Genomic DNA, 14,850 nt, shown 5'->3' on the forward strand with positions numbered 1-14,850 from the left:
CGCGTTGTCCCCTAAGATGATGCTTGTTGCAGCCTCTCATTCAGCCTCACGAATAATGATTGCAGCTTGTCTTGGGGAACACCGCTATAATTGTCCCCGATGCTCACTTCATAGTAGGAAGAGAATTCGTCGACTTCTCTCACATAAGAGGTGAGTCCGATCCCCGTGGCTTGATAAAGATCGATTAAGACATCCTCTACTACTGTTTTGGGCAAGGATACATGCACATGAAACATATTCGACACCGGCTCTAACGGAAGCGTAGTGACCGCATGGCATTGATTATATAAAGCAGCCAGCGCTTTGGCCTCTTCATAATACTTTTCCATTTTATGAACCCGTTGTTTAAAATAAAAGTCAGCAGGGATGATATATGGGTATAAGCTGATCAAGTCTCCACCATGCCGCCGCTTCCAGACCTTCGATTCCGCTGTGAAATCCGCTGTGCCTGCCAGAACCGCTCCAGCAATCCCACCGATCCCTTTATAGACAGAGATATATACACTATCGAATAGCGCACAAACCTCTGCAGCACTCTTCTGATAATAAGGCAGAACCTCAAACAATCTTGCGCCATCCAGATGGAGATAAATCCCCTTTTCCCGGCAATAGGCGGAAATGGCTTCAAGCTCACTATACTCCGGCAACTGCCCGCCGATCTCACGTTGTGGCAATTCCAGCAGCAGACAAGCAACCTCCTCCGGCATCCCTTGGACATCCTCAAGTGTAATCAGGCGGTTCTTGTCAGCGAGCAGCACAGATTCAATATGATGCAGCTGCTTCAAACCATCCTCTTCATGAATCTCCAAGTGACAGAGCGGATGGTAAGCCACCTGGTTCAAACCCTTGCGATCACACCATAATCTTAAGGCAATCTGCTGTGCCATGGTCCCACTCGGAAAGAACACTGCCGCTTCCTTCCCCAGCACTTCGGCCATATTCGCTTGGAAATCCTCAATAACCTTTCCCGTTCCATATATATCAGAATCCAGGTGACCCTCTATCTGCTCGAAAACCTCTTTCAGCACTTGCACATTCCGTTTACCGTGAGCCGGCAATTGAAAGGCAGCTTCTTTAAAGGCTTCTGCTAATGACAACTTCTCTTGCATAAACTAATTGCTCCTCTCAGATATATCTTAATAACACATATATAAGACGAAGAAAAGAAACAACAAAAGAGAGAAGGAACGAAGGGGAAAATTTGGAGCTGTAGGAGCGAAAGCGCTCGCCTAAAAAGCTTTCTGCAGGAAAGCTCGCATCGGAAGCATACGCTCGCCGGATTTCAACCGCGATAAGCGGTTTAATCGAAGAAATCTGGGGGCAACAGCGACCGGAAGTCCAAATATTCACCGTAGTGACGATCGAGCCTTTACGTTATCATCTTACGTTCGTCTTATATAACTCAACGAATCTTGGCCACGAAAAGACCCAGATACTCTTTCAAAGCCAGCCCTGTAATGCTAACCGCTCCGGCATTCGGAGACAGTTTGGCAGGATAAAAAGTGAACTTGCTATCCGATACATAATCGGTCGGAAAAGGCTGCACCGACAGACCGGCTTGGCCAAACTCCACCACCGCCCGTGGCATATGGAATGCAGAGGTCACGAGCACCGGGTGCTCAAACCCGTGTTCCTTCAGAATGAGCGCAGTATTAATTGCATTCTGCTTAGTATTGAGTGAGCGGTTCTCGACAAGAATGTCACTCTCTGCCACCCCAAGGGCAAGCAGCTGCCGTTTTGCAATATTCGCTTCATTACCGCTATCGGCGAAAACCTGACCGCCGGAGAACAGAATCGGCAAGCCGGTGGCCTTATGCAGGCGTACGGCAGTCAACAGTCGGTTCGCCGCTGAACCCAGCATATTGCCCTTGCCATTCAAGTCAGGTGTCGTCAGCGTGGCTCCACCGCCGAGCACAACGATAACATCTCCCTGTACGGCCTGCGGCTGCGCATATTGCCGCTCTAGTCCGCGTATGAATAGATCGCTGACAAGCGACGTAGAGGATAAATAGAATAACAGGGTAACGATGAGCAGGAATACTGACGCCCTTCGCTCACGCTTCCATAGCCAAATAATCGGTACCAGGAGCAGCAGCACGAATAGCCCCGGCGGGAGTACGAAGCTATAGATAAATTTGATTACATAAATCAGACTATTTGCACCTCCTAACCGGGCGAGTCCCGGTTTGAACTATGACCCTTGTCCACACGATAATTATAACCGGACATCCTCTTACTTCGCACCTTTTCACCACTTGGAAAAAGAGCTTTTCCTGACTACCCATTTTTTAGATTTCCAAAAAACGCATGAAACCTGCCATGTTTTTAACTAAAATTATTATTTTCACATGAATATGTAAATAGAACGGAAACAATCATCTTAAATGTGTAATATAATATTACACAAAATCGAAAAACGTTGTCGTTTATAGCGATGATAATAAAAATAGATCAGATTACGTGTCATATAATATAACTGGTAGCGCTTTATTTTTAAAAATAGGTATTGATTATTTCGATCCAATCCTCTATGATAATGACATCGGACGGATTAAAAGTTAAAGCACTTTAACTTTTATATCAATAAGACCCATAAAATTTGATTTTGACAACAAATTAATGATCAAAAGTTAAAGCGCTTATACTTTAGGAGAGAAAGGTTGGTGTATCCGTGAGCAATCGCGAGAGTCGGCGGCAAACATTTTACATGTATTTGTTTATCTCACCCTGGATAATCGGCTTCTTAATCTTCGCCTTGTATCCCATTCTGTCATCGTTTTACTACAGCTTCACTGAATATGACATTATTCACCCGCCAAAATTCGTTGGGCTGGCCAACTACACCGAGATGTTCCATAACGATCTGTTCTGGAAATCGGTCGTTGTCACTGTAAGGTATACCTTTATCGGTGTGCCAATCTCGATGCTGTTGTCCCTGGGCTTTGCACTATTGCTGAATCAGACGATTCCACTCAAAGGCTTCTTCCGGACAGCAATGTACTTCCCAAGTATGGTATCCGGGGTAGCGATGTCCCTGCTGTGGTACTGGATCTTCAATCCGCAGATCGGACTCTTTAACTACATCCTGTCCTGGTTCGGCATTCAAGGCCCATCCTGGCTGATGAATCCGGATACTGCCCTTTACGCACTGATCATTATGTCCTTCTGGGGCGCGGGAGCCGGGATGATTCTCTTCCTTGCGGGACTGCAAGGGGTGCCGTCCAGTCTAGTCGAAGCAGCTGAACTTGATGGAGCCGGACGCTTGCGGATTTTCTGGCACATCACACTGCCGATGATCTCGCCGGTGCTGCTGTTCCAGTTGATTATGGGGCTAATCGATTCCTTTCAGGTATTCACCCAAGCCTTCGTCATGACGCAGGGCGGACCGAACTACTCTACCTGGTTCTACGTCTACAACCTTTATACCAGCGCCTTCAAAGAATATCGGGCCGGTTATTCCTCGGCTCTGGCCTGGGTGCTGCTGATCGTTGTTATGCTGTGTACGGCTCTTATCATGAAGCTGTCCAACCGATTCGTTCATTATGAAGGGGGCGTTAACAAATGAGCTCCATCCCAAGCCTCTCCACACGCCCGCCCAGTTCACGTCCGCGCCGGAAGGTCGGACCGGTCAAGATTATCAGCCTGCTGACCTTGATTGTAACAACATTCCTTATGCTGCTTCCGCTGTTCTTCATGGTTATGACCTCCCTGAAGTCCAAGAAGGAGATGCTGAAGTTCCCGCCTACCTTTCTTCCGGAAAGCTGGCAGTGGAGCAATTACACGGAGATTTTTGACACCCTGCAATTCGGAACCCTGTACAAGAACAGCCTTATTATCGCCGTCCTGTCCGTCATTGGCACACTGATTTCTTCTGCGCTGGTGGCTTACGGATTTGCCAGATATAAAGGAAAAGGCAACAAGATCTGGTTCATGCTGCTGCTTAGCACCATGATGCTGCCTTATCCGGCGATCATGATTCCACAGTTTATCCTGTTCTCCAAAATGAACTGGATCGACACTTTCCTGCCGCTGATTGTGCCCGCATTTTTCGGCTCAGCGTATAACATCTTCCTGCTACGCCAGTTCTTCACCACCTTGCCAGAGGAAATGTTCGACGCCGGACGGATTGACGGATGCGGCGAGCTGCGGATGTGGCGCCAGATTGCGCTTCCGCTCTCAGGACCAGCCCTAGCCACTGTTGCCATCTTTGCTTTTATCTACAGCTGGAATGACCTGCTCACCCCTGTGCTTTATTTAAGCTCATCAGACAAATTTACGCTACCTGTCGGCATGGCCTCGCTCACCTCTTCACGGTTCCGTATTCCGCCGTGGCATCTTCTGATGGTAGCTTCCGTGCTGGCTATGCTTCCAATCGTGACCCTGTTTGCGGTTGCTCAGAAGCAGTTTGTAGAAGGTATTGTACTTACAGGCATTAAGTAATAACCCGCCGTCATTGGCGGAACTATACACTGATATCCTGGAGGGATTAGCGAATGAAAAAGAACAGGAAAACGTTTGGAACTCTTTTTGCAGCAAGTGCACTACTTCTTACGACCTTGGCTGGCTGTAGCGGCGGCAAATCAGTAGAAGATGTAGCCTCACCCGGATCGAACAGCAGCTCCGGCGGTAAAGGCGACAAAGTGACCATTACTTACTACACCATTGATTCCGAGGACCGCACCTTTGTCGAGAAGCTGATTCCTGATTTCGAGAAAGAACATCCTAACATCAAGGTCAAGATGGAAAAGGCGCCTTACGAGCAGTTTGACAGTAAGCTGCAGACACTGATTGCCGGGAACAAATCGCCTGATATTACGAGCCACTACGGCTACGGCGGCTTCGCAGAATACTACAACAAAGGCATGCTGATGGACCTCACCGATCTGATGCAGGAAACAGGCTTCAAAGCCGAAGATTACAACATTCCTGAGCACCTGATGGACATCTACAAAGTTAAAGATCACACTTACGGCATTCCACTCAACATGTACGTTACGCTGATGATGTACAACAAGGATATGTTCGATGCGGCGAAGTTATCCTACCCGCCAAGTGATTACGAAGACAAGAGCTGGACCTTTGACAAAATGGTCGAGGATGCCAAAAAGATGACGGTTCACTCTGACGATATTACCAAAACGCAATATGGTGTTGATTTCACCTGGTCAGAACGCGACATGCGTCCGCTGTACTTCGGAGCAGATCCGTACTCTGCAGATACCTGGACCAACGGCGGCGTACCTTCCGAGACCCATTTTGACTCACCAGAGGTTATTGCTGCTTATCACAAATTCTTCGACCTGATCTTCAAAGATAAAGTGTCGCCTAATACCGAATGGAGCAAGAGCGTAGCCGGACAGAATGGCGATCCGTTCGTAGCTGGTAAAATCGGAATGTCTGTCGGCGGCTCCTGGATTATGGCCGGTTCCAACGACTTTCCGTTCAAGGTTGGCGTAGCCGCTGTGCCATGGGGCGGTAACGATAAGGTGCGCAGCCCGCTGTTCGTGGACCCGCTGCTCATTCTGAAAGATTCCAAGCATCCGAAGGAAGCCATGGAATTCATCAAATTCCTGCTCACCACTGAAGTTCAGGAGAAATCCATTGAGCTGAGTGGCGGTAACCCGCCAGTCAACACCAAAGCTGCTGAAACGTACTACAAGCACTTTGAAGGCGTTGATCCTGAAGATGTGAAGAAGGTCTATGAAGGGGCTGTGAAATACGGCTACGAATCCTTCAATCACCTGATCGTACACTACTCGCAAATCAACGATATGTTCATCAACGAGCTGCAGCCGGTAGAGACCGGACATAAGACGCTTGAAGAGGTCATGGGTACCATTCAGAAAAAGGTCACCGAGATCATCAAACGTTAGCATGTACGGCATACCGTCCCTTCCGGGACGGTATGCTTGCTTGGAATGTTATTGTTTAGCAGACCGCCTCTCCACCCTGTATACTAATGGTAGATAATACATTCGGAAAATCTGCTGCAAGGAGCACAAGACATGAAAGTGAGCATATTTGATGTAGCCAAAAAATCCGGTCTGTCTGTCGTGACGGTATCACGGGTGTTGAACGGCGCTGAATCGGTACGCGAGAAGAATCGGCAGAAAGTGTTAGATGCAATCAAGGAGCTGGACTACCGCCCCAATGCGGCTGCACGCAGCCTCGCCAGTGGAAAGACAGGGATTATCGGACTCGTGGTAACTACTCTGCACGATTCGTTCTTTGACGCCGTTGTCAAAGAACTGAATGAGGTGCTCGCGCTGCATGGTTACTTCCTGGCGATCGCCATCTCCAGAGGCATTGAATCGGATGAGGACCACTATCTCATTCAGGAAGACCGGGTAGACGGCATGATTCTGCTCTCGCCGATCGGGGAAGAGAATTATATCATGCAACTGAAGCGGCGCGGCATACCTTATGTACTGATTGATAATCAGGAGCCGGAGAATGATACCTATTCGATCACGATCGACAACTTCAAAGGTGGCTACGCGGCGGCAAGTCATCTGTTGGAGCTCGGGCATACCTCTATCGCGCATCTGTGCGGACATGAAATGTTCCGCAGTACAAGGGAGCGGCGCAACGGGTTCGCACTGGCACTACAGGAAAAAGGAATTACTCCTTTTGAAATCGTACAGGGCGATTTCGAAATAGAATTTGGCTATGACACCTGTAAACGCTGGTTAAGCGAAGGACAATTGCCCACCGCGGTATTCACTGGTGATGACAATATCGCCCTTGGGGTTATCAATGCTCTAATGGAGGCGGGGATATCCGTACCGGAGCAGGTCGCTGTTGTCGGCTATGATGACCACTACATTGCCTCACAGCTTCGCCCGCATCTGTCGACCCTTCGGCAACCTGCGGACAAAATCGCGCAGGCGGCAGCGGATATGCTGCTGCGGCGCATCTCTGGCAAGATGAAGCGCGGGTCCGGCATACGGATTGATCCGGAGCTGATCATTCGTGAATCTACAGTTTCCATCTAGACTGGCATCCATTTGCAGACCGGCTGTAATCTTTTGTTTTCTATAATATATATTCACTTAGGAGTGAAGACCATTGACTTACTACTTGGGACTCGATGGGGGAGGAACCAAAACCTACGCCCTGCTCAGTGATGAAAAGGGCAATGTGCTGGGGAAAGGCAAGAGTGGCAACGGTAATCATCAGGTAGATGCGGCCCGCGCAGCTAGCAGCATCCGTGAAGCCACGTTCGGCGCTTTGGCGGATGCCGGGCTCAGCTTGGACGACATTCAGCACACTTATCTGGGATTGGCGGGTGCTGACCGTGATGCCGATTATGAGATTTTGCACCCGATCATCCGCGATATCGGTTTTACTAGATACACCATCAATTGTGACACCATGATCGGGCTACGAGCAGGCACTAACCGTCCATATGGCGTCTCCCTGATCTGCGGCACAGGTACCAATTCGGCTGGCCGGAATGTACAGGGACAGCATTATCAATGTGGCGGCTTTGACTATATGTATGGAGATTTTGGCGGAGGCGGCTCGCTCAACATTGAAGTTTTCCGTTCAGTCATCCGGGCTTGGGACGGGAGGGAACAAGCTACCCTCCTGACTGCCCCGCTGCTAAAATTGCTGGGATATGAGACGGTGGAGCGCATGTTCAATGATTTCCTGGATCATGGGAAGCACGTGCCTACAGATGCTGCCCGCCTGCTGTTCGCAGCTGCAGCTGAGGGCGATGCTGTGGCTCTGGAAATCCTGCACCGGCAAGGTGTAGAGCTGGGCAAGTCTGCTGCCGCTGTCATCCATCGGCTAGGCATGGAAAAGGACGTCTTCGATGTCGTGCTGGCCGGAAGCCTGCTGACCCGGGGAGACCGTGGCTGGATTCGTAGCCCCATCGAACAAGCCGTAGCCATTGCTGCCCCACAGGCAACCGTGGTCACCCTAACCACCGAACCGGTGGTCGGTGCGGTATGGTCAGCCATGGAAAGCGACGGGATGACAATCAGTAGTGAAGTCTATGACAAGATGAAGGGTTTTCAGGAATTCGAATCCATTAAACAAACTACCAGACAGGAGTGATTATTGTGACAGCTAATAAAGGACTGAAAATCGCCGTCATCGGCGGAGGCTCTTCGTACACACCGGAACTCGTAGAGGGATTCATTCTTCATCATAAGGAGCTCCCTATTCGTGAACTATGGCTGGTGGACATTGAACCCGGACTGCGCAAGCTGAACATTGTCGGCAACCTGGCTAAACGGATGGTTGAAGAATCCGGACTCCCCATCGAAGTCCATCTGACGACAGACCGCCGCGAAGCCATCGCAGGCGCTGACTTTGTCAGCACACAGATGCGTGTCGGCATGCTGGATGCCCGTGCCCGCGATGAATCCATCCCGCTCAAATATGATGTTATTGGCCAGGAGACCACCGGTCCCGGAGGCATGATGAAAGCCCTCCGTACGATTCCTGTGATTCTTGACGTCTGCCGCGATATTGAGGAACTGGCTCCAAACGCATGGCTGCTCAACTTCACCAATCCGGCAGGGATGGTTACGGAAGCTGTCCTGAAATACTCCAACGTCAAAAGCATTGGCCTATGCAACGCTCCTATCGGCCTGATCAAGCAAGTCTCCTCCAAATACAGCGTAGCCCCTGATCGGGTATACGCCGAATTTGTGGGTCTCAACCACTTGCACTGGATTACCCGCATTGATGTTGAGGGCGAGAGCAAGCTGGATGAAATGCTGGCTGATACAACTGCTTATGGCGCCAAGAACGTGCCTGCCCGTGAATGGAACCCGGAATTCCTGAACTCCCTTCACGCTTTGCCTTCCTACTACCTGAAGTACTTCTACATGAACGATGCTATGTTAGAAGAACAGTTGGAGTCCTTCAAGAAGGGCGGTAACCGAGCTGAGGTGGTTAAGCGTGTGGAAGAAGAGCTGTTCGAAATCTACAGCAACGTGGAGCTAAAAGAAAAACCGAAGCAGTTGGAACAACGCGGCGGCGCCTTTTATTCAGAGGCAGCTGTCAACCTGATGCGCTCGCTGTATAACGGTGCGAATGACATCCAGACGCTGAATGTCGCCAACAACGGTATTCTGGATTTCTTGCCTGATGATGCCAGCATTGAAGTGAACTGTGTCGTCACAAAGAACGGCCCATTGCCACTCCCGCTGACTACCGTTCCACCTATGGCCAAGGGACTCATTCATGCAGTCAAAACCTACGAACAGCTGGCGATTGAAGCCGCTGTGACCGGCAGCCGCGAGCTGGCGATTCAGGCACTGGCCCATCATCCACTGGTTCCATCCGTGGAAGTAGCAATCCAGATGCTAGACGAAATGCTGGAAGCGAACAAAGAGTATTTGCCAAGCTTTTTCACCAAAGAAACTACACCTGCTGCACAATAATTTATAAATAATGATTACGGTTTAAGGTCGGGCCTTCTCTGCACTATAGAGGAAGGCTAGATCCTCCTAACCAAACCACTGTCCCTACGCAGAATGTTCTGTCGATACGGGCAGTGGTTTTTTTTATGTGAAAAATAGGGTGAAAAAAGACCGCGCACCTTATTCGGGAGCCGGTCTTCCGGGATACAATCCCGCTTTCTCCAGACTGATATCCTCTACGCTCCGCCGCCCAGCTACCCTACCTACCCGGCAAGCCCTTGGTTAACCGACGGCTGATGATGCCTGTTCACGATAAACAACAATGAGGCTGCGGCGCACAGGCAGAAGAGGATCAGGTACAGAAATTTCGCGCCCAGATGATCCGTGACAACTCCCCCGACAGCATTCCCAACAATACCACCGAGGCCCCAGGTTACCGCTGCATAAACCGTCTGCAATGTCGCTTTGGTCCCTTCTGTGGCGTAGCTCTGAACCACTTCCACAGCGGTCCCTGCGGCAAAAGCAAAGGCAACACCGTTCAGCAGTTGAACCGCGAGCGTAAGCGATACATTAGAGAACAGGAACATGACCAGGTACTGGCTGCCATAGATCGCAGCGGCCAGGCATAGCAGCGGGTATCTTCCGATAGCCTTACTGAGCCGGGTGGCCACCCAGAACATCGGCACCTCAATAATAGCGGCAATGGCGAAGGCGCTGCCGATCCAGCTTTTATTGAAGCCCATTTCCTTGAAGTACAGTGGTAGAAAGTTCAAATTAATAGAAGCGGACATCATCATTAACGTACTGGTGACTACAAATATCATAAACGGCTTATTGCGGACAACCTCACCCATTTGTCCGAAGAGCGTCACCTTTCTACGGGACACTTTCGTTGTGGGCAGGAACAGAATCGTCACGCACACGATCATACTGATAACTAGGTAATAGACAAAAATATGACTATAGCCGAATCTCTCATATAGAATCCCTGTAGTGAATGTACCAATCGCATAGCTTAAAGCCCCGAACAGCCTCACATTTCCGAAAGAAAAACCGTCACGGCTGGCAATTTCCACTGCTAACGCATCGCCCACCGGTCCAACTGAGGATTGAAACCAGGCAAAGAACAAGGACAAAACAATAATTCCGGTCAAGCCCTCCATCAGGTTAAAGCCAAAGCCCAGCACCGCTGCCAGGATCGAAGAGAGTAGCATGATTTGTTTGGGATTGCCCAGGCGGTCGTTAATGAGCCCCATGACCGGTTGAGCAACCACACTGACCAGTGCCCATAAGGACAGAATCAAGCCTACGGCAGTGAAGCTGAAGCCTCTCTCACTGAAATACAGACTTGTATACGGCATCAGAACAGACATGGCCAGGTAATATAAAAAATAATAGCTTGATAATGTCCTCACGAATGACACTGCTCCTCTTTCTTAACGATCCTCTTCGATTTCTGCACTCCAGCCGAGCTGTCTGCACATCTCGTACATCTTGCGAAGATCCTGTCTGACTTCAATATGGGTTAATCCGAGGGACATCGCTTTTTCAGCTGCCCAGCGAAGCACATACACTAGTGTGTCAGCCTGCGCCTCCTTAGCGGAAAAATCTAATAATACCAACGTATCGCCACGGACTCCAGCGCGCAGGTATCCCCAATAGCTGCCATCGAACTCTCTAAGGGTGAACATTGCCCTGTCCTCTGCCACACCAAACTCCTCTAGTGGCGTCTTCAGATGTTCCAGCCATTCATTCTCTGAAGAGAAATGAAGGGTATACTGCGGAGCATTCCACTGGATCGTCTGGGTCGCCAAATCAGCGAGCTGCTTATCATTCTGAAGCGACACCCACTTTTCCACCGGATGATCCAGCTCAGCCGGAACCTGCACGGTGATTTTCCAGGGTCTATACTCGGTCTCAGCACCAATGGAGTCCAGAATATCAGGAACACCTACGGCCTGCAGCCCCTTTTGCTTGGCAATGCGAATAAGCTGTCTCAGCCCCTCTGGTGATCCTGTTGCGATATCATTGCTATGCATGACTACAATCGTGCCATTCTTCAGCTCCGGCTCTACCCGGGCAACAATCTCCTCTGCAGAAATTCCTGCCCAATCGCCCGAATCCACACCTTCAATATCCAGATACCCGCCCCATTCGGCCAGCCAATCCAGGTTCTCCTCGCGGAACGAACAATACGGAAAACGCATGAAGCTGGGACACGCCAGACCGGTTGCATCCTGATATGCCAGCTCAGCCAGTTTTAACTGCTCCAGAAACACTGGTTTCGGAACTTGAGCCATCCGCCGGTGATGGTAGGTATGGGGAGCGAGCACATGTCCTCTGGACAGAATCTCCCGCGCCTTATCCGGGTGGCGGTCCATCCATTCTCCTGTGAAGAAAAAGGTGCCTACAACGCCCTCTTCCTCCAGAACACCCAGCCACAATTCAAGTGGAAGCCGGGAAGGCCCATCGTCAAACGTAAACGCGCAAATCGCCTGATTGGCATCTCCGCTCCAAACCGCCTTAGCTGACATATTGCCGCCTCATTTCTATGATTATATACATTTATTATAGTGGAGGGCGGGGGTGTTTTCCACGTATTACTGGACCCTTTTCACGACAAAAAGATGCCGGAAACATTAAGTTTTCCCAGGCATCCTGATATTGTCTTCTATGGACTTTAGAGTGCATGCATCAGCTCACCATTGCTCGGCGCATAACGAATTAGCGTATCGTGTATCTGTAAGACTGACCTTCAATATTAATGTCGGCATAAAGTGGTTTATCACTTGTCTGCACTTCCGTAGGCACCGTGGCGAAGAACACCAGCGTGCCATATTTTAATGGCTCGACACTCGTAATGTTGGTGTAGGTAAAGTCTTCCCCTCCCTTGTTTTCAATCGTCGAGGAGGTCCTGTACTCATACTGGTTATCGTATTTGACAGTGATATCGGCGAACGTATCCGCACCTTTTCCTGAACCACCCAGATTCTTTACTTTCAGCGTAATAGCCAGATAAGTGGTATCAGGCTCCTTGGCTTCGTAGTATGTATAGAATGTACCCGGTTTGGAAGGAACGATTTTCTTAGTAAATGAAGTCTTCGTGACTGTGTATTCGGCAACTCCGTCCAACACTAACGGCTGTCCCTTTACAATGGCCTTCGTTTCTTCCCCCGCAGGATTCGCGTTATCCGACTGGGCTTTCTCTGGCTCTTCTTCTGAAGTGTTGGCTACTACAATCGCGGCCTCCTTCAATTTGTTGTTCTCTTCTGTTAATTGCTTGTTCTCCTCTTGGAGCTTCGCAATCTGGGTCTTCAATTGCTCTGCCTCTTCTCCTGCAGCGTTAGTATTGTTGCCAGAACACCCGGTGAGCGACACAGCAAGGACAATCGTACTCATTAACATACTCATCTTTTTCACTTTCATGATGCACCCCATTTTTGGTTAATTAACCCATCTATTATAAACTACAGAGACTGTTCAAAGATAGAGTTAATGTAACCGCCTGGAAAGATAGTGACTTCGCACAAGCAGCGGCTCAAAACCTGAGTAATATATAGTAAAAAGAACAATGAGGTGATCCACAGATGGGAAAATCGACCAAAATCCGCAAGCAGGCAAAACAGCTACAGGGCCGCCCGGTCTGCATCACACTGCATGATGGACGGTCGTATGTGGGGTTTATAACTGGGCTTGAAAAAGAAGCTTTGGTGCTCTCAAGACCAAGCCGCAGCCCCAAATCTAGAAAGAAGGGCCGCTCTCGTTCCAAGAAAGCAGAGGTCTCCGGATTCATGCCACTGTTAGGCTCATTATTTGGTGGCGGTTTTGGCTCCGGGGAAGCAAGTGGTGGCCTCGGCGGTCTAGGCTTCTTTGGAATGATCCAAAAGACCATGCCGCTAATGAAGATGGGCTATAATATGATCAAAACCATCCGGCCTTTCATCGGTGAGCTGAAGGGATTAATGGGATAAGGAGAAAAAAATGCCCCCGTTCCCGCTGTACCAGCGGTCCCGAGGGCATTTCGTATACTACTCAGTTCTATGCGGCCAAACTGGCCTTTTAACTGATTATTGATGAGGCACAAGCACGGAAACCGCGCTTTTCCCCACCAGATTGCAGGCCAGAATTTCTTGCCCCTGCAGCTTTATGCTAACATTCTCCGCTTTATCACTATCATTAAACAGCACGATAGCAACGGAGTTATCTGTATTCGTAAACGCTACGGAACGAATATGCTCACTGCTTGCACTTGATCCGATTCGCAGGGCACCTGGACGGATGACTTTGCTGAAATGTGCCAGTGCGTAGTAGTCCAGTGTATACTCCAGTTCACCGGTCTGCTGGTTAATTAGCAGAATTCCGCGGCAGGTGCTTTTACCAAAGCCAGGTACCGTCGGACCATTCTTCTCATCAAGCGCCATATTCCACAGAATGAAGGACTTACTGTGATTGCGGAGAATCTCAATCCCCGTCCGCATCACATTGGAGAACGCCTGCTCGAAGGGAGGAATCCATTCTCCACCGGAGCCTTCGCTGAAATGTACTTCTTTACCCGCAAAAGCTTCGAACACGTCGCTCTGAGCCGCTGGCTTACCACCGTACCAGTGCCAGGCCACACCGTCAACGCTATCCTTAGCTTGCTCCAATACGGTCAATGGATAATCCGGCCGATCCCAGTTGTGATCGTAACAGAGAATTTTAGTATCCAGGCCACTCTTGATAAAACTAGGCTTCAGGTGATTCTTAACGAAATCAGCCTGTGCCTCCGGCAGCATCAGCATGCTTGGATAGTGAGCTGGCTCATACAAGGGCTCGTTCTGCGGAGTTACCGCGTAAATATGAAGCCCTTTATCCTTATACGCTTGAATAAACCGTACAAAATAATCCGCATAAGACGAGTAGAACTCTTGCTTCAGCTCACCGGTCTTCATGGAGCCGCTAGTCTTCATCCATGCTGGCGCACTCCAGGGTGAAGCGAACAGCTTGATGGCGGGATTCAGCTTCAAAGCTTCTTTTACCAGCGGAATGACATCCTCTTCATCATGAGCAATGGTGAAATGCTCCAGTGACGGGTCGGTCTCTCCTTCTGGTCTGTCGTCATAGCTATAGAGCATTCTGGCATAATCTGAAGCACCCATCGGGTTTCTCAGAACGGAGAGGCCAATCCCTTCCTGAGCATCAAACAAACGGGTCATCGCTTCCGTCCGCTGCTCCGCAGTCAGCACTTGGTGAATCAGATAGGCGGATGAATCGGTGAAGGAGGCGCCAAAGCCGTCCATCTCCTGATAAGTTTGGTTTATATCCAGATTAATCTCCGTCTGACCCGCTCCCGCTGCAACCGGAGTTAAAGCCTCCACGGTCCGTTCAACGAACAGATCGCCTTCTCCCTTGGACTCATAAATGATAAGTTCAGTCATTATCGTTATCCCTCCAACCATTCAAGTTATGAAAAGGGCCCCTTTAGAGGGGC

13 protein-coding genes are annotated in these 14,850 nt (G+C 49.6%); 7 read left to right on the forward strand and 6 right to left on the reverse strand.

The genetic code is table 11. The features are described from left to right. Window positions 1–11: 11 nt before the first annotated feature. Both HPT30_RS14450 and HPT30_RS14455 read right to left on the reverse strand, forming a co-directional pair. Window positions 12–1,109 carry a threonine aldolase family protein gene (locus HPT30_RS14450; protein ID WP_175372058.1) on the reverse strand — a complete coding sequence of 366 codons (1,098 nt, stop codon included), beginning with the start codon at window positions 1,107–1,109 and terminating at the stop codon, window positions 12–14. A 293-nt stretch (window positions 1,110–1,402) separates the two neighbouring features. Further along, complete coding sequence (locus HPT30_RS14455) at window positions 1,403–2,152, reverse strand: YdcF family protein (protein WP_175372118.1); 750 nt, start codon at window positions 2,150–2,152, stop codon at window positions 1,403–1,405. Between the two features lie 555 nt (window positions 2,153–2,707). On the opposite strand from HPT30_RS14455, the gene HPT30_RS14460 reads away from it, so the two are divergent. The 6 genes from HPT30_RS14460 (at window position 2,708) to HPT30_RS14485 (ending at window position 9,401) form a co-directional block, all read left to right on the forward strand. After that, window positions 2,708–3,565 (forward strand): carbohydrate ABC transporter permease, encoded by an 858-nt coding sequence (locus HPT30_RS14460; protein ID WP_175372119.1) that lies wholly within the window; start codon window positions 2,708–2,710, stop codon window positions 3,563–3,565. Next, window positions 3,562–4,440: a carbohydrate ABC transporter permease gene (locus HPT30_RS14465; RefSeq protein ID WP_175372059.1), complete on the forward strand. Its 879-nt coding sequence runs from the start codon at window positions 3,562–3,564 to the stop codon at window positions 4,438–4,440. The genes HPT30_RS14460 and HPT30_RS14465 overlap by 4 nt, the downstream gene beginning before the upstream one ends. A gap of 53 nt (window positions 4,441–4,493) precedes the next feature. Then, window positions 4,494–5,873, forward strand: coding sequence for an ABC transporter substrate-binding protein (locus HPT30_RS14470; RefSeq protein ID WP_175372060.1), 1,380 nt, complete (start codon window positions 4,494–4,496; stop codon window positions 5,871–5,873). A 132-nt stretch (window positions 5,874–6,005) separates the two neighbouring features. Next, on the forward strand, window positions 6,006–6,995 hold the full coding sequence (locus HPT30_RS14475; RefSeq protein WP_175372061.1) for a LacI family DNA-binding transcriptional regulator: 990 nt from the start codon (window positions 6,006–6,008) through the stop codon (window positions 6,993–6,995). Between the two features lie 73 nt (window positions 6,996–7,068). Continuing rightward, window positions 7,069–8,064 (forward strand): N-acetylglucosamine kinase, encoded by a 996-nt coding sequence (locus HPT30_RS14480; RefSeq protein WP_175372062.1) that lies wholly within the window; start codon window positions 7,069–7,071, stop codon window positions 8,062–8,064. A gap of 5 nt (window positions 8,065–8,069) precedes the next feature. Next, entirely contained in the window at window positions 8,070–9,401 is a 1,332-nt protein-coding gene (locus tag HPT30_RS14485) for a 6-phospho-beta-glucosidase (protein ID WP_175372063.1), read from the forward strand. Between the two features lie 242 nt (window positions 9,402–9,643). On the opposite strand, the gene HPT30_RS14490 is transcribed toward HPT30_RS14485, so the two are convergent. The 3 genes from HPT30_RS14490 to HPT30_RS14500 form a co-directional block, all read right to left on the reverse strand. Next, window positions 9,644–10,795: an MFS transporter gene (locus HPT30_RS14490; RefSeq protein WP_175372064.1), complete on the reverse strand. Its 1,152-nt coding sequence runs from the start codon at window positions 10,793–10,795 to the stop codon at window positions 9,644–9,646. Window positions 10,796–10,816: 21 nt separating this feature from the next. Further along, window positions 10,817–11,914 (reverse strand): polysaccharide deacetylase family protein, encoded by a 1,098-nt coding sequence (locus HPT30_RS14495; protein WP_175372065.1) that lies wholly within the window; start codon window positions 11,912–11,914, stop codon window positions 10,817–10,819. 190 nt (window positions 11,915–12,104) lie between these two features. Continuing rightward, a complete protein-coding gene (locus HPT30_RS14500; protein ID WP_246317095.1) occupies window positions 12,105–12,806 on the reverse strand; it encodes a coiled-coil domain-containing protein in 702 nt (233 codons plus the stop codon). Window positions 12,807–12,967: 161 nt separating this feature from the next. Between HPT30_RS14500 and HPT30_RS14505 the strand changes: the two genes are divergently transcribed. After that, complete coding sequence (locus HPT30_RS14505; RefSeq protein ID WP_175372066.1) at window positions 12,968–13,351, forward strand: hypothetical protein; 384 nt, start codon at window positions 12,968–12,970, stop codon at window positions 13,349–13,351. A gap of 96 nt (window positions 13,352–13,447) precedes the next feature. Here HPT30_RS14505 and HPT30_RS14510 read toward each other — a convergent pair whose 3' ends face one another. After that, window positions 13,448–14,797, reverse strand: coding sequence for a glycoside hydrolase family 30 protein (locus HPT30_RS14510; protein ID WP_175372067.1), 1,350 nt, complete (start codon window positions 14,795–14,797; stop codon window positions 13,448–13,450). Window positions 14,798–14,850 lie beyond the last annotated feature (53 nt).

Origin of the sequence: Paenibacillus agri (assembly GCF_013359945.1) — a bacterium.
GTDB lineage: Bacteria > Bacillota > Bacilli > Paenibacillales > Paenibacillaceae > Paenibacillus_AQ > Paenibacillus_AQ agri.